Source organism: Luteimonas campi (assembly GCF_051162505.1).
GTDB lineage: Bacteria > Pseudomonadota > Gammaproteobacteria > Xanthomonadales > Xanthomonadaceae > Luteimonas.
Genome location: NZ_JBNWEM010000005.1, coordinates 137,555 through 154,225, shown reverse-complemented (window position 1 = coordinate 154,225; position 16,671 = coordinate 137,555). Strand labels below are relative to the sequence as shown.

Here is a 16,671-nt window from a genome sequence, read left to right as displayed (position 1 = left end):
GCGACTTCGGATGCAGGGCAGGCATGCCCGCCCTGCCGGGGCAGGCGGGCGCGGCGTCGCCCGGTCACCCGTCCAGCCACGATCGCCACGGCAAGGCCGGGTCGCCCAGGGCGATGAACTCGCCATTGAGCAGCGTGTCCCGCTGGTTGTAGCGGAAAGGCCGGCCAGCCGGGTCGAACAGCACGCCGCCGGCGCCCTCCAGGATCGCCTGGCCGGCGCCCGTGTCCCATTCGCTGGTGGGACCGAAGCGCGGATACACGTCCATCGCGCCTTCGGCGATCCGGCAGAACTTGAGCGATGAACCCAGCCCGACCGGCTCCACCTCCCCCATGCGCGACATCACCGCTTCGGTACGCACATCGCGATGCGAACGGCTCGCCGCCACGCTCAGCGGCGCCGCCGCCGGCGATCGCGCGCGCGCGGGGCGCTCGCCACGCGGGTCGCGTACCCATGCGCCCTGCCCCGGGCCGCCGAACCAGACGATGCCGGTCACGGGCGCCTGGATCACTCCGAACGTCGCCACGCCGTCCTCGATCAGGGCGATGTTGACGGTGAATTCGCCATTGCGCTTGACGAACTCACGGGTCCCGTCGAGCGGATCGACCAGCCACAGCCTCCGCCAGCGGCGCCGGGTGGCGGTGTCGACCAGGTGCGCCGATTCCTCGGACAGCACCGGAATGTCGGGCGTGAGCGCGGCCAGCCCATCGACGATGCAATGGTGCGCGGCCAGGTCGGCCTGGGTGAGCGGACTCTCGTCGGCCTTGTGCTCGACCTCGAAACAGGACTCGTACACCTGCAGGATCGCCCGCGATGCGGCCTGGGCGATGGCGATCACGCCCTCGCGCAGGTCCGGGGGCAGCGCGGACGGCTCAGCCATCGGCTTCGCGCCGCAGGTACTGGCGCGCGGCCACCAGCGCGGCGATCGAACGCCCTTCCGAAAAGTCCTCGCGCAGCGCCAGTTCGTCCAGCGCATCGAAGCGCCACGGCACCACTTCCAGCTCCTCCGGCTCGTCGCCCGGCAGGCGCTCGGGATACAGCTCGCGCGCCAGCACCACGGTGGTCTCGTGGCTCATGTAGACGGGCGCCAGGGTGAGGGTGCGCACCACGTCGAGGCGGCGCGCGCCATAGCCGGCCTCTTCCTTCAGTTCGCGGTTGGCCGCCTGCAGGGGCGTCTCACCGGCGTCGATCCGGCCCTTGACCAGGCCCAGCTCGTACCGGTGCAGGCCGGCGGCGTATTCGCGCACCAGCAGCACGGTGTCGTCATCGAGCAGCGGCACCACCGCCACCGCGCCGTGGCCCCGCCCGCGCAGGCGTTCGAACTGGCGGCGCTCGCCGTTGCTGAACTCCAGGTCCATCCGCTCCATGCGGTAGGGCCCGGCGTCATGCTCGGTGATGCCGTGGATCGTCGGCAGGCGGCGGCTCACGACGTCGCCCCGAACGGACGCGCCTCGAGCGGGTCCGCTCCCAACAGGCCAAGGGCGATAATGGTGGCATGTCGAATCACGATGGCTCCATTCTAGACGAGGCGGATCGCTGGCGTTCGCGCGACCTGGCGGTGCTCTGGCACCCCTGCACTCAGATGCGCGAGCACCCCGATGTGCTGCCGCTGCTCCCCGTGGCGCGCGGGGACGGCGCCTGGCTGGTGGGTCACGACGGTCATCGCACGCTCGATGCGGTGAGCAGCTGGTGGGTCAACCTGCATGGACACGCGGAACCGCGCATCGCCGCGGCCATTGCGCGCCAGGCGAGCACGCTGGAACAGGTGATCCTGGCCGGGTGCTCGCACCCGCCCGCGGTCGAACTGGCCGAGCGCCTGCTGGCGATCGCCCCGCGCCAGGCCGGGCGCGCACCGCTGGCGAGGGTGTTCTACGCCGACAACGGCTCGGCCGGGATCGAGGTGGCGCTGAAGATGGCGTTCCACTGGTTCCGCAATCGCGGCGACGAGCCGCGACGCACCAAGTTCGTAGCGCTGCAGAACGGCTATCACGGCGAAACCATCGGCGCACTCTCGGTGGGCGACATCCCGCTGTACCGGCGCATCTACGCGCCACTGCTGCTGGAATCGGTGTTCGCGCCCTCGCCCGATGCCTTCCTCGCGCGCGACGGCCAGAGCGCGCAGGCCTGCGCCGAAGACGCCGCCGACGCGCTGGCCCACCTCCTGGACGAGCACGCCGGCGAGATCTGCGCGCTGGTGCTGGAACCGCTGGTGCAGTGCGCCGGCGGCATGCGCATGCACCATCCTGCCTACCTGCGGCGCGTGCGCGAGCTGTGCGACGTGCATGGCATCTTCATGATCGCCGACGAGATCGCGGTCGGCTTCGGCCGCACCGGCACCATGTTCGCCTGCGAACAGGCCGGGGTAATGCCCGACCTGCTGTGCCTGTCCAAGGGCCTGACCGGCGGCTTCCTGCCGCTGGCCGCGGTGCTGGCCACCGATGCCATCTACCAGGGCTTCCTGGACGACTCGCGCGAACGCGCCTTCCTGCATTCGCACAGCTACAGCGGCAATCCGCTGGCCTGTGCCGCGGCGCTGGCTTCGCTGGACATCTTCGCCTCCGACGACGTGCTCGGGCGCAACCGGCGCACCGCGGCGCGCATGGCCGAGCTCGCCGCCCCGCTGGCGGCGCATCCGCATGTCGCCGACGTGCGCCAGACCGGCATGATCCTCGCCATCGAGCTGGGCCAGGACGGCAGCCGGGCCACGCCGTTCGATCCGGCGCGCCGGGTGGGCCTGCATGCCTACCGGCACGCGCTCGCACGCGGCGTGCTGCTGCGCCCGCTGGGCGATGTGCTGTACTGGATGCCGCCCTACTGCATCGACGAGGCGCAGCTGCAGCTGCTCGCCGACGTCACCCGCTCGGCCATCGATGCGGCGACCGCCTGAGCCCCGCCATGCGGGCGCCGCATGGACGGCGACGGGTCGGGCATGCGTTCCGCGGCGTCCCACGGCGCCCGTCCCCGCCCGACCTCGCGCGGGCGACCAGGCTTCCTTCCGCCACCTCCGACCACGACCACGCACATGCGCCTGACCCGCACCCACGTCGATCTCGCTCTCGCCCCCGGTGCACGCCTGCGCCTGCCCGAGGAAGCGGCCAGCCATCTGCTGCGCGTGCTGCGCCTGCGCCTGGGCGATGCCTGCGTGCTGTTCAACGGCGACGGCCACGACTATGACGCGCGCATCGCGTCGCTGGACAAGCTCGGCGGCGAAGTGGAGGTGCTCGGGCTGCGCGCCGTGGAGAACGAGTCGCCGATGCGCATCACCCTGCTGCAGGGGATCGCCCGCGGCGAGAAGATGGACCTGATCCTGCAGAAGGCCACCGAGCTGGGCGTGGCTCGGATCGTACCGGTGGACGCCGAACGCACCGAAGTGCTGCTGGAAGGCGCGCGCCTGGCCAAGCGCGTCGCGCACTGGCGCGGCGTGGTTTCGTCGGCCTGTGGCCAGTGCGGCCGCGCCCGGCTGCCGCAACTGGACGATCCGGTCGACATCGCCGGCATCGGCGACGTGGCGCCGGACGCGGACCTGCGGCTCACCCTGGATCCCCAGGGCGCGCATGCGCTGTCGACGCTGACTGGCGCGTCCAGCGGCGCGGCGCCGGCTGCCATCGCGCTCGCGATCGGGCCGGAAGGCGGCTGGGCGCCACGCGACCGCGAACACCTGCGCGCGGCCGGATTCGAAGGGTTGCGGCTGGGCCCGCGGATCCTGCGGACCGAAACCGCCGGCCTGGCGGCGATCGCTGCGCTGCAGTCGCTGTACGGCGACCTGCGCGGCTGATCTCAGGCGGCCATGGCGCCGCGCAGGGCCAGTTCGATGCCGTCGATGTCGGGAACCAGCGCGGCCTCATCGTTGAAGCGCACCTGCGCCAGGACGCCCGGCGCCAGCGGGCCGCGCTCCTCGTCCTCGGACAGCCGGTCGCGCGACACCGTCACCAGGCGCGGGAAGCCGCGCGTGAGCAGGGCGAAGTACGGCATCGTCGGCTGCCCGCCCAGGGTCTTGAGCACGATCACCTTGTGGCCCAGCCCGCCCCGCTCCGGCCCGTGCCCGCTGAACGGGGCGAAGGCGACCAGCGGCAGCCGCCAGCCGCGCCAGCGGATCGTGCCCAGCAGCCAGTCGGGCGCATCGTCGACCGGGTCGGGTTCGGCGTAGGACAGCACCTCGGAAATGGTCGCGTTGGGCAGCAGCAGGCGCGCGGCTTCGGTCTGGATCAGCACGGCGCGGATGTCGGAAGGGGCGATATTCATCACGGCATCCCGTTCGGATCGGTGGGTGGGCGTCCGACGGGCGCCGGCCAGCGGGCCAGCAGCGCGGCCGCCAGTTCGGAGGGACTGCCATGCGCGGCCCCGGCCTCGATGGCCGCCCGCGCGGCAGCGGGGTCGTAGCACCCTTCGTCAGGGGTCTGGCCCAGGACCAGGCCACCCCAGCCTCCGCCGGCCAGCGACGGCACCAGCGCGGTATCCGCACCGCTGAGGAACAGCACGGCGCTGTCGTCGGCAGGCAGTCCGGCAGGATCCAGCGGCTCGGCGGCATCGAAGACCCAGCCCGAGCTCGCAGCGCGGAGACCCAGCCCCGGCGGCACGAAGTGGATGCTGCCCGCGGCAGCCTGCTCCCCGGCCTCGGCCACGCTCACCGGTACCGAGGTCGCGCGCGTCATCTGCTTGACCAGTCGGTCGTAGCGGCCGCCCTCCAGCTGCAGGCGGATGAGGATGGCCCTGGGGAAGCCGGCCGGCAGCGCGGCCAGCAACTGGCGCACCGCATCCGGCCCGCCCAGCCCGGCCTCGATCAACACCAGACCCGGCGTCTTGCCGTTGCCATAGCTGTCCGGATCCACCAGCGACAGACCGGCGCCCAGCGCGTCCAGGTCGAAGGACGGGGCGACCTTGGCCGCCGCGACGGGCGCCACGGGCAGATGGTCGTCGTCCACCAGGCTCAGCGCAGAGAAATCCAGCCGCGCCGGCGCGCCGCCGGCCTCATCGTCGCGCGTCTGGCTCGGCGGCGGGGCTGCGCTGTCGATCAACGGCTCGGCGGAGTCGCCCGGTGCGTCGTGACCCGGCTTGGCGGCGGCCGCCTGCGCGGCCAGGAATTCCTCGATGCCGGCCGGCGCATCTTCCGCCTGGTGGGCGCGGCTGAAGCGTTCGGGGTCGAACGACAATTCCTCCAGCTCCCCCGCCTGGCCGTCGTCGAGCGACAGGGTGAATGTGCTGAACGCCTGTTCGGGTTCGATGTCGTCGCCCGAGCCGGGGCTGGAACCGGCGGCGTCGGCCTGCCAGTCCACCGCCATGCCGGAGGGAACCTCCTGGCTCTCGTTCGGGCCCGTGCCCTCGACGCCTTCAAGGCCGGACTCAGGCGCGCCCGGATCGCCCGCGTGCGGCACGGATGGCGATGGGTCGAACGCGGGCAATGCCTGTTCCTGCAGCCAGTCCGCGCCAGCCGCGACCGGATCTTCCACGTCGGGCGAGGCCAGCAGACCTTCGAGCCCGTCTTGCGGCACGGCGTCGGCGCGACCCTGGGCCTCGTCCCTGAGCGAGACGATGGCATCGTCGAAATCCATGAGCGCCAGGGGCGCGCGCATCGGCTCGGCGGTCAGCTCGAGTTCGTCGCCGGCTCCCGCGCCCGCGGGCAGCACGTCGTGGTGCCGGTGCAGCTTGGCCGACAGGTGGCGCATCCAGCGCGCCGCATCCCAGCCGGTCCGCTGCGCAGCCTGTTCGGCCTCCTCGAAGATGACCATGTAGGCCGGGTCCGCGAGCACGTCCTCGAAGCGTTCGATCGCATCCTCGATCGCCGGCTCCAGCGCCACCAGCACCGCCTGCGGCTGCGCCTGACGGACCTGCTGCGGCTCGGCCTGCATCGGATCGGCCACCAGCACCACCTCCGCGCCGGCCTCGCGCAACGCGTCGGCGATGCGCTCGCAGGCTTCGCCCGCGCGGGCGAGCAGCGCGACGCGCGGCGCTGCCTCACTCGCGGCCATGCGAGACCTTCAGCAGCTCGTTCACGTTGCGCATCAGCTCCGGCTCCTGGTACGGCTTGCCGAGGTAGCGATCCACGCCCAGGTCGAAGGCGCGCTGGCGATGCTTCTCGCCGGTACGCGAGGTGATCATCATGATCAGCACGTCGCGCAGGCGCGGATCGGCCTTCATGTGCTTGGCCAGCTCGTAGCCGTCCATGCGCGGCATCTCGATGTCCAGCAGCATCAGATCGGGCACGCGTTCGTCCATCCGCTCCAGCGCGTCGAGGCCGTCCTTCGCGGTCAGCACCTCGAAGTTGTGGCGCTCCAGCACGCGGCCGGTGACCTTGCGCATCGTCACCGAGTCGTCGACCACCATCACCAGCGGCACCCGGCGACGCTCCACCTGCAGCGGTTCGGGCGTCGCCTCGCGCGGCAGCACGGCGTGACGGCGGGCCAGCGGCGCGACGTCCAGGATCACGACCACGCTGCCGTCGCCCATGATCGTGGCGCCGAAGATGCCCGGGATCGAGGCGACCTGCGGGCCGACCGGCTTCACCACGATCTCGCGGCTGCCGATGATCTCGTCCACCGCCACCGCGGCGCGCAGTTCGCCCGAACGGACCAGCAGCAGCGGCATCTGCAGCAGGCCTTCGGCACGCGCCGGCGCATGGCCCACGAGCTGACCGAGGTCGTGCAGCGCGTACTCCTCGCCACCGTAGGGATAGGCGGCCTCGCCCGAGGCCAGCAGCCCGCGTTCGATGCGGCCCACGCCGCGGACCGAAGCGATCGGCACCGCGAACTGGGTTTCGCCGATGCGCACGAACACCGCCTGGGTGACGGCCAGTGTCTGCGGCAGGCGCAGGGTGAAGCTGGTGCCCTGGCCGCGGCGGGTGGCGATGTCGAGCGACCCGCCGAGCTGGCGGACCTCGCTGGCGACCACATCCATGCCCACGCCGCGGCCGGCGAGGCGGCTCACCTCGTCTGCGGTGGAGAAGCCCGGCTCGAAGATCAGCGCATCCAGGTCGCCGTCGCTGAGCGTCGCGCCGGGACGCACCAGGCCCCGGTCCTCGGCACGGCGGCGGATCGCCTCGCGGTCCAGGCCCGAACCGTCGTCGCCGATCTCCAGCACGACTTCCGAACCTTCGCGGCGCACGGCGATACGCACCGTGCCCTCCTCGGGCTTGCCTGCGCCCTGGCGCTGCGCCGGGGTTTCGATGCCGTGGGCCACCGCGTTGCGCAACATGTGTTCCAGCGGCGCGGTCATGCGCTCGAGCACGTTGCGATCGAGCTCGCCCTGCGAGCCGTCGAGCCGCAGTTGCACCTGCTTGCCGGTTTCGGAAGCGGCCTGGCGCAATACGCGGCGCAGACGCGGGACCAGCGCATCGAACGGCACCATGCGCGTGCGCATGAGGCCTTCCTGCAGGTCGGAGCTGACGCGAGACTGCTGCAGCAGCAGGGTCTCGTACTGGCGGGTCAGTTCGTCGAGGGTCTGCTGCAGGCTGGCCATGTCGGCCGCGGACTCGCCCAGCGCGCGCGAAAGCTGCTGCAGGTTCGAGAAGCGGTCGAGTTCGAGCGGATCGAAGGTCAGGTCGCGCGCGTCGCTCTCGCGCTGGTAGCGGGCGATGATCTGCGCTTCGGTCTCGATGTCGAGGCGGCGCAGCTGGTCGCGCAGACGCGTATTGGTCTGCTCCATCTCGTTCATCGCCGCGCGGAACGCACCGAGCTGCTGCTCCAGGCGCGCACGGTAGATCGCCACCTCGCCGGCGTAGTTGACCAGGCGATCGAGCAAGTCGGCACGAATGCGTACCTGTTCCTGCGGCGCGCGGATCGCCATGTCGTCGTCGGTGCCGATGTCCGCGATCGGCGTGGACAGCGGTGCGAGCTCCGGCTTCGGCGCCGCAGCCGACGCGGTCGAGGACGGATCTTCCTCGGCCACCAGGGGGCGGCCACGCGCGAGCGCGTTGAAGGCGTCGATCAGCGGCTGCGGCATCGCGATGGCGCGCCGCTCGGCCACCCGGGTAACCATCGCGTGCAGCCGGTCGAAGCCGCCTTCCAGCAGGCCGATGCCGGTGCGGTCGAGCTCGCAGCGCTGTTCGACCACCGCCTCCAGCATCGATTCCATGGCGTGGCCCAGCTCGCCGATGGTGAACACCCCCGCCATGCGGGCGCCGCCCTTGAGCGTGTGCAGGTCGCGCTGCAGCGCGATCAGGGGCTCCCGGGCATCGGGCGATTCGCGCAGCTGGGTGAGCGCCGTATCGGAATGGTCGAGCAGGTCGCCGCTTTCTTCCAAGAAGATGTCGAGCAGCTCGATGTCGAGCCTGGAGGTATCGAAAGGTTCGTCCGGGTCCTCACTGGCCAGCACGCGCGCGAGGAGCGCCGCGACGGCCGCATCGACGCCGGGAAGCGCGGCGGGACGCGCCGACTCGGCTGCGGACTGGTCGTGTTGCGCCGTGTCCGCGGCGGACTCGGCGAACTCCGTGGCGATCCCCTCGACTGCTTCGGGTTCGGCTGGCGGCTCGGCACCTTCGGCTTCGAGCTGCTCCGCTTCAAGTTGCTCGGCTTCGAGGCGTTCGGCTTCGAGACGTTCGGCTTCGAGACGTTCGGCTTCGAGGCGTTCGACTTCGAGGCGTTCGGCTTCGAGGCGCTCGGCTTCGAGGCGCTCGGCTTCGAGACGTTCGGCTTCGAGACGTTCGGCTTCGAGACGTTCGGTTTCGAGGCGTTCGGCTTCGAGGCGTTCGACTTCGAGGCGTTCGGCTTCGAGGCGTTCGGCTTCGAGGCGCTCGGCTTCGAGGCGCTCGGCTTCGAGACGTTCGGCTTCCAGGCGTTCGGCTTCGAGGCGCTCCGTTTCGAGGCCCTCTGCATCGAGACGCTCAACTTCGAGACGCTCAACTTCGAGACGCTCTGCTTCGAGGCGCTCTGCTTCGAGGCGCTCTGCTTCGAGGCGCTCTGCTTCGAGGCGCTCTGCTTCGAGGCGCTCTGCTTCGAGGCGCTCTGCTTCGAGGCGCTCTGCTTCGAGGCGCTCGGCTTCGAGGCGCTCGGCTTCGAGGCGTTCGGCTTCGAGGCGTTCGGCTTCGAGGCGTTCGGCTTCGAGATCCGCTTCGTTGGGCCCCATCCCCGCATCGCCACGCGCGAGGTCCGTACCGTCCTCCGGGGCCACGCCAGTGGGCGCCGGTCCGATCTGCCTACCTTCCTGGATGAAGGCGCCGTACGCGCTCAGATCCTCGGTGGTGAGTACCGGCGCCTCGGCGTCCTCGACCTCCTCCATGGCCTGCGCGTCGACCAGGGCAGCCAGGCCGCTGGAGGCTTCAGGCAGGCTGTCGCGCAGCGCAATCAGCTGCGCGGACAACCCGTCCAGGGGCAGCAGGGCGGGCGCGGGTCCCTTCAGGATCTCGACCGTCGCCCGCACCGTGGTGGACAGCTCGGCAATCGCATCGACGCCCTCGGGCACGGCGGCGGCGCGCGATGCCAGCAGGCGCCTTGCGTAATGCTCGGCCGGGCCCAGCACGCTGTTGATGACCGGCACCTCGGTCATCGCGAACGCACCATTCATGGTGTGCAGTGCGCGCAGCAGGGCATCGCTGCCGCTGGTCTCGCCGGCGCGCGCCTGCGCAACCCAGGCATCGACCGTCTGCAGGTGGCCCTGCACTTCGGCGTCGAGGATCTCGAGCAGCAGCGCATCGATGCTGGCAGGCACCGGCTCATGCGCGGGCGCCGGGGCCGGTCCGGGCTCGGGCGCGGATTCCGGTGCGGGTTCCAGCGGCGCCTCGACAACATCGCGTACGGGCTCGGCGACATGCGTCTGCGCGTCCGGAACGACAATGGAGGCACGGGCCGCCTCGGGCGGCATGGTCTCCTCGCCGGCCGCGATCCGGTCGGCGGCGTCCTGCAACGGCCCCAGATCGGTGGTGAGGCTGCGCTCGCGTCGCAGCGCCGCCTGCAGTTCCGGCAGGGTATAGAAGGCGCGGTCGACCATCGCGATCACCGCCGCGCTGGGCGGACGCGACCGGTCGAGCACGCGGTTGAGCATGTTCTCGACTTTCCAGCTGAACTCGCCGAGAGCGCGCGCGCCAACCAGCCGTCCACTGCCCTTGAGGGTGTGAAACACGCGCCGGATGGGACGCAGCCGCTCCATGTTCTCGGGCGCCGCTCGCCACTGCGGCAGCAGCGAATCGAGATTGTCGATCTCCTCGGCGAATTCCTCGAGGAACACCTCGCGGATCTCTTCGTCGATCTCCTCGCCCACGGTCTCGAACCCGCCGACGATCGTCTGCTCCTGCTGCTCCGCCGCCTCCTGCACCGGTGCGGCGGCCTCGCCCGCCGCGGCCGCGACAGGAGTCTCGACCTGGGCCGGCGACACGCCTGCGTCGATCTGGGTCTCGGCGACCGGCGGCACCACCGGCTCGGGCGACGCCTCGATCGCTGCCGGCATCGGTTCCGGCAGCGGCCAGTAGCCCAGCGCTTCCAGGCTGCCCCGGGCGATGTCCAGGATCTCGTCGCGGTTGCCGCGCTGTTCGCGCAGCGCCTCGAGGTAGTACTCCAGGCTGGCCAGCGCATCGGCCAGCGTATCCAGCTGACGGCCGTTGGGTACGCGCTGGCGCGCGATCAGCTCGCGTTCGGTGTAGCGACTGACGGCGACCAGATAGTCGGCCGGCTGCCCAAGTTCCATCATGCGCAGCGCGCCGGCCACCTCGTCGAGCAGGCGCGGCACGTCGGTCAGCTGTTCGTGCTGCCAGCTGGTTTCGACGAAAGCCACCAGCGCCTGGCGCGCCTGCACGAAGTTGGCGATCGCCTCGCGCACGATGGTGTCGACCACCTGGCGGGCCTCGCCGGCGAACAGGTCGCCGCTCGCACCGGTCGTGGCCGATTCCGCCGCGCCCAGACGCGCCACCTGGTCGTCGAGCGTGGCATCGACGTAGAGCAGCGCACCGGCGACGTCCAGCAGCGCATCCTCGTTCGCGGCCATCGCGCCGTCGAGGATGGCCTGCATCGCGTCGCGCTGCTGCTGCACCACCTTGCGCGCCGCCCCGAGGCCGAGCATGCCGAGCGTGTCCGCGACCCGCCCCAGCGTCTCGGCGTGCGGCTGCAGCGCGGCGAGATCGTCGGAGCCGGTGCGCAGGTGCAGGTCGAGCGCGTCCTTGACGTGCAGCAGGTCGTCCTTCACCGCGGCCGACACGGTGTCGAGCAGGGCCCGGTTGCGTCCGCTGATGCTGCCCTGCGCGTGTTCGAGCTCGGACTGGGTGGGCAGTGCCGCCTCGAGTTCGAACAGCTCGCGCAGCTCGCGCAACGCAGGGTGGCCGTCCTCGGGATGATGGGCGACGTGGTAAAGCAGCTGACGCGTCGGCTCCTGCGCGGCTTCGCCGCTGGCCTCGGCGTAGCCGTCGTTGTCGAGCAGCGCGCGGCGCGTTTCGCGTTCCACGCCGGCAAAGACCTTGCGCAGCGCCGAAGATGGCGGCAACGCCCCGTCGGCCAGCGCGCGCGCCACGCGCGACGCCACCCACAGCATGCGCTGCACGGGCACCTGGCGCACGTGGCCCAGCAGCGCGTCGAGCGCGGGCACCAGCGCCGACAGCGCATCGGCCGTCGCGTGTTCCTGCCACTGGCCGATGGCACGCTGCAGCGCTTCGAGCAGCGGCGGGATATCGTCGTTGGACGCGGATCGCCCGCTGGCGATATCGCCCGGCAGTGGACGCTCCAGGTCCGGCGAGAACAGCACGCTCTCGCTGAGCAGGCTCTCGCCCCGCGACGCCCGCAGTTCGTTGAGCAGCGGCAGCAGCACGATCGGGATGTCGCGATGCCCGCCCTGCAGGCGTTCGAGGTAGTCGGGCAGCAGCACGATGCCGCGCAGCAGCGCGGCGCAGGCGGCATCGCGGTCGCCCACGGAGCCCGCGTGCAGCGCAAGCGCGACCTGCTCCATTTCCTCGGCGACCATCGCCGGTGCGTACAGCTCGACCATGCGCAGCGTGCCCTGCACCTGGTGCAGGTAGCCGGCGCACAGCCGCATGCGGCCGACATCGGCCGGGTCCTCGACGTAGTCCTCCAGCTCGGCCTTGGCCAGGCGCAGGGTTTCGTCGAGCTCCGGCTTGATCCAGCCCAGCGCAGTGTGTTCGAGGGCCTCGCGCAGGGCAGTCATCGGCTGTCTCCGCGCCTGCTGTCGTGCAGCGGCCTGCGACCGGTCGTCGTCGCGTTCATCCCGTGTCCTGGCTCCGTGCTCAGGCCGGCAGCTTGAAGTCGGCCACCGAGCGACGCAGGTTGGCGGCCAGCTGCGCGAGGTTGCCGATCGACTGCGCCGTCTGGTTCGCGCCCTGCGAGGTCTGCGCGGTGATCGACTGGATCGTGTTCATGGTCTCGGTGATGTTGGTCGCCGCGGCGGACTGCTGCTTGGCCGCAGTGGAGATCCCGAGAATCAGGCCGGCGAGGTTGCTCGACACGTTCTCGATCTCGCCCAGTGCGGTACCGGCGTCCTCGGCCAGGCGTGCGCCCGCGACCACTTCGGAGGTCGTCTGCTCCATCGAGCTGACCGCTTCGTTGGTGTCGGACTGAATCGTCTGCACCAGGGTCTCGATGCGCTTGGTCGCGTTGGATGCGCGTTCGGCCAGTCGCTGCACTTCGTCGGCCACCACCGCGAAGCCGCGGCCCGCCTCGCCGGCGGACGCCGCCTGGATGGCCGCGTTCAGCGCCAGGATGTTGGTCTGCTCGGAGATGTCGTTGATCAGTTCCACGATCGAGCCGATTTCCTGGGAGCTCTCGCCCAGGCGCTTGATGCGCTTGGACGTCTCCTGGATCTGGTCGCGGATCGAGTCCATGCCGGCGATCGTCTCGCGCACCACGCCCGCGCCCTTGGTCGCGATCTGCACCGAGCGCTGCGCCACGTCGGCCGATTCGGCCGAGTTGCGCGACACCTGGTCAATGCTCGATGCGATCTCGGTGATGCGGCTGGACGCGGAGTTGATCTCCTGGGCCTGGTGCTCGGCGGCCTCGGCCAGGTGCATGGCGGTGGCCTGCGTCTCCTGCGCGCTCGATGCCACCTGCGCCGAGGTGTCGTTGATGGTGCCTACCAGGTCGCGGAGGTTTTCTACCGCGAAGTTGATCGAGTCGGCGATGGCGCCGGTCATGTCCTCGGTGACGGTGGCCTTGACCGTCAGGTCGTTTTCGGCCAGCGCGCCGATTTCATCCAGCAGGCGCATGATCGCCTCCTGGTTGCGGTTGTTGAGCTCCATCGTGTCTTCGTAGCGCTTGCGCTGGGCGCGGTTCAGCGACCAGAGCAGGCCGCCCAGCGCGACGATGGCGAGCAGGCCGGAGATGATGCTGATCCAGACGTTGCCCAGCACGCTCTTGTCGTTGAGCGAGCCGAACGCGGTGAACGCGGAGAACAGGTCCTGGCTGTCGGACAGCAGCTTGTCCGAGCCGCCGGTGAGCGCGGCCGAAGCGGCCTGGGCCTGGAACAGCGCCGGAGCGCTGGCGATGATCGCGTCCAGGTCCTGCTTCATCGCGGTCCAGCGCTCGACCGCCTGGTTCAATGCGGCCACGGCGCCGCCGTTGCTCAGCGCCTGCACGTTCATCGTCTGGTCGCCGGCGCGCAGGCCTTCGAGCACCTGCTCGAACACGCCCACGTCGCGCGCCAGCGCGTCGCCCGCGATCGAGGCGCCGCTGCCGCCGGCCTGGATCTCGGCCACGCGGCGCGCCATGTTGCCGGCCAGCACGTTCTGGCGCAGGGCGATGTAGACCTGCGAGGCGGGCGAACCGCTCGAGGACATCGCGCGCACCAGTTCGTCCAGCTGCGCCTGCAACTGCGGCACCGCCTGGCTGAAGCGCTGCGCGTTGGCGGCGAAACCGCTCACCGCCTGCTCGCTGGCCGCCACCTGCTCGGCACTGGCCGCCAGCGGCGTCCAGGTCGCGGTCACGGTCTGGATCGGCCCGGCCACGCCCGTGGTGGTGCCGAAGTTGGCGTTGAGCTGCTCGACGTCGCGGTCGATCAGCGCCTTGGTCTCCTTGAACGCCGCGAAGGCGGCCGCGTCGCCGGCCACCGCTTCCCGGCCCTGGTTGGCCAGGCGCTGCGAATTCACCTGCAGGCTCGAGGCCGCGGTACTCGCGCCGCCCAGCCGCGCCGCCTTCCAGCCGGCGTAACCGGTATTGGCGCCGAAGATCACGAGCGTGGCGACCAGCGCCGCGATCCAGAAGTTGCTTCCCAGCCCGCGCCCCTTGCCGGCGACCGTATCGACTACTGTGCTCATGGTCCCTTACCCCTGCCCCTGCTTCTGTCCTGCGGACGCGACCGTCAGGCCGCCGCTTGTCTAAATTCCGGCGTGCGCGCCAGCCTGGCCAGGCTGAACACGCCCCACTCCTGGTCCGCCTGGCGGTACGCGCGCTCGATGAAGTGCACGTAGCGGCCCTGCGCGACGGGTTCGGCGTCCACCTGCTGCTCGTCGTGGAAGCTGCGCTGGCCGTACAGCTCGTCGATGGTGACCGCGACGTTGCCGTCGGGCTGGCGCACGATCAGCACGCGCTGCGCCTCATGCAGTACCGTGCGCTCGCCCTCGAGGAACTGGCGCAGGTCGACGATGGGCAGGAGGTTGCCGCGCACGTTGCCGACCCCGAGCATCCACGCCTGCGCCCCCGGCACCGGCGTGACCTGCGGCAATGGCAGGATCTCGAGCACTTCGTCGAAGGCCGACGCCAGCCGGCGCTCGCCGATCCGGTAGCCGACGCCGCGCCACAGGCCCGGCGCGTCGAACTGTTCCGGCAGGCCCGCGACGTGCGCCAGGCTGCGCTGCTCGTAGTCGAGCAGCATCGCGAACGGGTCGCGATGCGAATTCATCCCGCTGCCCCCAGCAGCCGGTTGACCTCGCTGATCAGCACGTCTTCCTTCACCGGCTTGACCAGGTAGCCCTTGGCGCCCTGGCGCATCCCCCAGGCCTGGTCGGTTTCCATGCCCTTGGTGCTCACGATCAGCACCGGGATCTCGCTGGTGCCGCCGTCGCGACCCAGCGCGCGCGTGGCCTGGAAGCCGTTCATGCCCGGCAGCACCACGTCCATCAGCACCAGGTCGGGCTGTTCGCGCTTGCAGGTCTCGATGCCGTCCTCGGCGCTGGACGCGGCCAGGACCTCGTGACCGTTGCGCTCAAGCAGCTGGGTGAGCACCGCGGTATCGGTCGGCGAGTCTTCGATCAACAGGATTCGGGCCACGGCGGTTCCCCCTTTCACGCCTTGACATGGGTACGGATCGCGTCGAGGAGTTCCTCGCGCGTGAATGGCTTGGTGACGTACTGCTCGGAGCCGACGATGCGGCCGCGCGCCTTGTCGAACAGGCCGTCCTTGGAGGACAGCATGATCACCGGCGTGTTCTTGAACAGCTGGTTGTTCTTGATCAGCGCGCAGGTCTGGTACCCGTCCAGGCGCGGCATCATGATGTCGACGAAGATGATCTGCGGCTTCTGGTCGGCGATCTTGGCCAGCGCTTCGAAACCGTCGACGGCCGTCACCACGTCGGCGCCTTCGCGCTTGAGCAGCGTCTCGGCGGTCCGCCGGATCGTCTTCGAGTCGTCGATGACCATCACCCGCAGGCCTTCGAGGCTGCCGGCGCGGCTTTCGTGTTCCGTCATGCGTCCTTCCCCCGGCGCACAATGCCGGGCCACTGCCCGCACTGCCGCGATCGCCGTATATTCCAGCCTCGCGCGGGACTGTCAAGCGTCGATGAAGAAGATTGCGCAAGTCGGCGCAGGCACGGGCGAAACGGGCTCTCGCGGCGACTGCTAACATTTGTCAGAAACTGCCACTGGTGGGTCATATGCAGCTGAACGTCGTGGTGGTGATGGATCCGATCGGGTCCATCAACATCGCAAAGGATTCGACTTTCGCGATGCTGCTGGAGGCGCAGCGCCGCGGCCATTCGCTGCTGTACGTGCAGCCGGGCAGCCTTGGCATGGTCCATGGGGAGGCGCATGCGCGGCTGGCGCCGCTGCGCGTGCGCGACGATCGCAGCGGCTGGTTCGAACTGGGATCGCCATCACATCGTGCGCTGAGGCCGGGCGACCTCGTGCTGATGCGCAAGGACCCGCCGGTGGACGCGGACTTCATCCACGACACCCAGATCCTGTCCATGGCGCAGCGCCAGGGCGCGCGCGTGGTGAATGATCCGCGCGGCCTGCGCGACATGAACGAGAAGCTCGCCGCGCTGGAGTTTCCGCAGTGCTGCCCGCCCACCGTGGTCAGCCGCGAGGCCGTCGCGCTCAAGGCGTTCGTGGCCGAACACGGCGACGCGGTGCTCAAGCCGCTGGACGGCATGGGCGGCCGCTCGATCTTCCGCGCGCGCGCCGGCGATGCCAACCTCAACGTGATCCTGGAAACCCTCACCCAGGGCGGCCGCCACCTGGCGATGGCGCAGCGCTATCTCCCGGAGATCGTGGATGGCGACAAGCGCATCCTGCTGGTGGACGGCGAGCCGGTCGACTACTGCCTGGCGCGCATCCCGCAGGGCGACGAGTTCCGCGGCAACCTGGCGGCCGGTGGCCGTGGCGAGGGACGCCCGCTGGGCGAGCGCGACCGCTGGATCGCCGCCCAGGTCGGGCCCGAGCTGAAGCGTCGCGGCATGCGATTCGTCGGCCTGGACGTGATCGGCGACTGGCTGACCGAAGTCAACGTCACCAGCCCCACCTGCATCCGCGAACTGGACGCGCAGTTCGGGCTGAACATCGCGGGGATGCTGTTCGACGCGATCGAGCGCGGCTAGGAC

12 protein-coding genes and 6 pseudogenes are annotated in these 16,671 nt (G+C 70.5%); 6 read left to right on the top strand and 12 right to left on the bottom strand.

Going from position 1 to position 16,671, the window contains the following annotated elements; translation table 11 throughout:
- Positions 1-64 precede the first annotated feature (64 nt).
- Both cysQ and nudE read right to left on the bottom strand, forming a co-directional pair.
- A complete protein-coding gene (gene cysQ / locus ACQYVW_RS14710; protein ID WP_434933734.1) occupies positions 65-877 on the bottom strand; it encodes a 3'(2'),5'-bisphosphate nucleotidase CysQ in 813 nt (270 codons plus the stop codon).
- Entirely contained in the window at positions 870-1,424 is a 555-nt protein-coding gene (gene nudE / locus ACQYVW_RS14705) for an ADP compounds hydrolase NudE (RefSeq protein ID WP_434947510.1), read from the bottom strand. Before nudE ends, cysQ begins: the two co-directional genes overlap by 8 nt.
- A 68-nt stretch (positions 1,425-1,492) precedes the next feature.
- Here nudE and bioA point away from each other — a divergent pair, with 68 nt between their 5' ends.
- Both bioA and ACQYVW_RS14695 read left to right on the top strand, forming a co-directional pair.
- Positions 1,493-2,884: an adenosylmethionine--8-amino-7-oxononanoate transaminase gene (gene bioA / locus ACQYVW_RS14700; protein ID WP_434947509.1), complete on the top strand. Its 1,392-nt coding sequence runs from the start codon at positions 1,493-1,495 to the stop codon at positions 2,882-2,884.
- A gap of 135 nt (positions 2,885-3,019) precedes the next feature.
- Complete coding sequence (locus tag ACQYVW_RS14695; protein WP_434947508.1) at positions 3,020-3,772, top strand: 16S rRNA (uracil(1498)-N(3))-methyltransferase; 753 nt, start codon at positions 3,020-3,022, stop codon at positions 3,770-3,772.
- A 2-nt stretch (positions 3,773-3,774) separates the two neighbouring features.
- Here the strand turns inward: ACQYVW_RS14695 and ACQYVW_RS14690 are convergent, their stop codons facing one another.
- The 3 genes and pseudogenes from ACQYVW_RS14690 to ACQYVW_RS14680 all read right to left on the bottom strand — a co-directional run.
- Positions 3,775-4,239 carry a chemotaxis protein CheW gene (locus ACQYVW_RS14690; protein ID WP_434933730.1) on the bottom strand — a complete coding sequence of 155 codons (465 nt, stop codon included), beginning with the start codon at positions 4,237-4,239 and terminating at the stop codon, positions 3,775-3,777.
- Complete coding sequence (locus ACQYVW_RS14685) at positions 4,239-5,963, bottom strand: chemotaxis protein CheB (protein WP_434947507.1); 1,725 nt, start codon at positions 5,961-5,963, stop codon at positions 4,239-4,241. Before ACQYVW_RS14685 ends, ACQYVW_RS14690 begins: the two co-directional genes overlap by 1 nt.
- Positions 5,950-8,238: pseudogene (locus ACQYVW_RS14680) on the bottom strand (response regulator); the annotation flags it as partial. The pseudogene ACQYVW_RS14680 and the gene ACQYVW_RS14685, both read right to left, overlap by 14 nt.
- A 131-nt stretch (positions 8,239-8,369) precedes the next feature.
- Here ACQYVW_RS14680 and ACQYVW_RS17345 point away from each other — a divergent pair.
- Positions 8,370-8,558: pseudogene (locus ACQYVW_RS17345) on the top strand (hypothetical protein); the annotation flags it as partial.
- On the opposite strand, the pseudogene ACQYVW_RS17340 reads toward ACQYVW_RS17345, so the two are convergent.
- Positions 8,494-8,661 (bottom strand): annotated as a pseudogene (locus ACQYVW_RS17340) (hypothetical protein); the annotation flags it as partial. The pseudogenes ACQYVW_RS17345 and ACQYVW_RS17340 overlap by 65 nt on opposite strands.
- Between ACQYVW_RS17340 and ACQYVW_RS17335 the strand changes: the two are divergent.
- A pseudogene (locus tag ACQYVW_RS17335) lies at positions 8,631-8,873 on the top strand (pentapeptide repeat-containing protein); the annotation flags it as partial. The pseudogenes ACQYVW_RS17340 and ACQYVW_RS17335 overlap by 31 nt on opposite strands.
- Here ACQYVW_RS17335 and ACQYVW_RS17330 read toward each other — a convergent pair.
- Positions 8,860-9,024, bottom strand: a pseudogene (locus ACQYVW_RS17330) (hypothetical protein); the annotation flags it as partial. The pseudogenes ACQYVW_RS17335 and ACQYVW_RS17330 sit on opposite strands and share 14 nt — an antisense overlap.
- Between ACQYVW_RS17330 and ACQYVW_RS17325 the strand changes: the two are divergent.
- Positions 8,949-9,140: a pentapeptide repeat-containing protein gene (locus ACQYVW_RS17325; protein WP_492012003.1), complete on the top strand. Its 192-nt coding sequence runs from the start codon at positions 8,949-8,951 to the stop codon at positions 9,138-9,140. The pseudogene ACQYVW_RS17330 and the gene ACQYVW_RS17325 overlap by 76 nt on opposite strands.
- Positions 9,141-9,903: 763 nt before the next feature.
- Here ACQYVW_RS17325 and ACQYVW_RS17320 read toward each other — a convergent pair.
- From ACQYVW_RS17320 to pilG, 5 genes and pseudogenes are all read right to left on the bottom strand, one after another.
- Positions 9,904-11,856 (bottom strand): annotated as a pseudogene (locus ACQYVW_RS17320) (FimL-related protein); the annotation flags it as partial.
- Between the two features lie 295 nt (positions 11,857-12,151).
- Positions 12,152-14,173 (bottom strand): methyl-accepting chemotaxis protein, encoded by a 2,022-nt coding sequence (locus tag ACQYVW_RS14665; RefSeq protein ID WP_434947506.1) that lies wholly within the window; start codon positions 14,171-14,173, stop codon positions 12,152-12,154.
- Positions 14,174-14,217: 44 nt separating this feature from the next.
- A complete protein-coding gene (locus ACQYVW_RS14660) occupies positions 14,218-14,757 on the bottom strand; it encodes a chemotaxis protein CheW (protein ID WP_434947505.1) in 540 nt (179 codons plus the stop codon).
- Complete coding sequence (locus ACQYVW_RS14655) at positions 14,754-15,125, bottom strand: response regulator (RefSeq protein WP_434947504.1); 372 nt, start codon at positions 15,123-15,125, stop codon at positions 14,754-14,756. Before ACQYVW_RS14655 ends, ACQYVW_RS14660 begins: the two co-directional genes overlap by 4 nt.
- 14 nt (positions 15,126-15,139) lie before the next feature.
- On the bottom strand, positions 15,140-15,541 hold the full coding sequence (gene pilG, locus ACQYVW_RS14650; protein ID WP_280942833.1) for a twitching motility response regulator PilG: 402 nt from the start codon (positions 15,539-15,541) through the stop codon (positions 15,140-15,142).
- Between the two features lie 185 nt (positions 15,542-15,726).
- Between pilG and gshB the strand changes: the two genes are divergently transcribed.
- A complete protein-coding gene (gene gshB / locus ACQYVW_RS14645) occupies positions 15,727-16,668 on the top strand; it encodes a glutathione synthase (RefSeq protein WP_434947503.1) in 942 nt (313 codons plus the stop codon).
- Positions 16,669-16,671 lie beyond the last annotated feature (3 nt).

Bases quoted from the DNA above. Each gene is read 5' to 3' on its own strand.
- ACQYVW_RS14685 (WP_434947507.1), bottom strand. From the start codon at position 5,963: ATGGCCGCGAGTGAGGCAGCGCCGCGCGTCGCGCTGCTCGCCCGCGCG.
- ACQYVW_RS14665 (WP_434947506.1), bottom strand. From the start codon at position 14,173: ATGAGCACAGTAGTCGATACGGTCGCCGGCAAGGGGCGCGGGCTGGGA.
- ACQYVW_RS14660 (WP_434947505.1), bottom strand. From the start codon at position 14,757: ATGAATTCGCATCGCGACCCGTTCGCGATGCTGCTCGACTACGAGCAG.
- bioA (WP_434947509.1), top strand. From the start codon at position 1,493: ATGTCGAATCACGATGGCTCCATTCTAGACGAGGCGGATCGCTGGCGT.
- ACQYVW_RS14690 (WP_434933730.1), bottom strand. From the start codon at position 4,239: ATGAATATCGCCCCTTCCGACATCCGCGCCGTGCTGATCCAGACCGAA.
- cysQ (WP_434933734.1), bottom strand. From the start codon at position 877: ATGGCTGAGCCGTCCGCGCTGCCCCCGGACCTGCGCGAGGGCGTGATC.
- pilG (WP_280942833.1), bottom strand. From the start codon at position 15,541: ATGACGGAACACGAAAGCCGCGCCGGCAGCCTCGAAGGCCTGCGGGTG.
- ACQYVW_RS14695 (WP_434947508.1), top strand. From the start codon at position 3,020: ATGCGCCTGACCCGCACCCACGTCGATCTCGCTCTCGCCCCCGGTGCA.
- gshB (WP_434947503.1), top strand. From the start codon at position 15,727: ATGCAGCTGAACGTCGTGGTGGTGATGGATCCGATCGGGTCCATCAAC.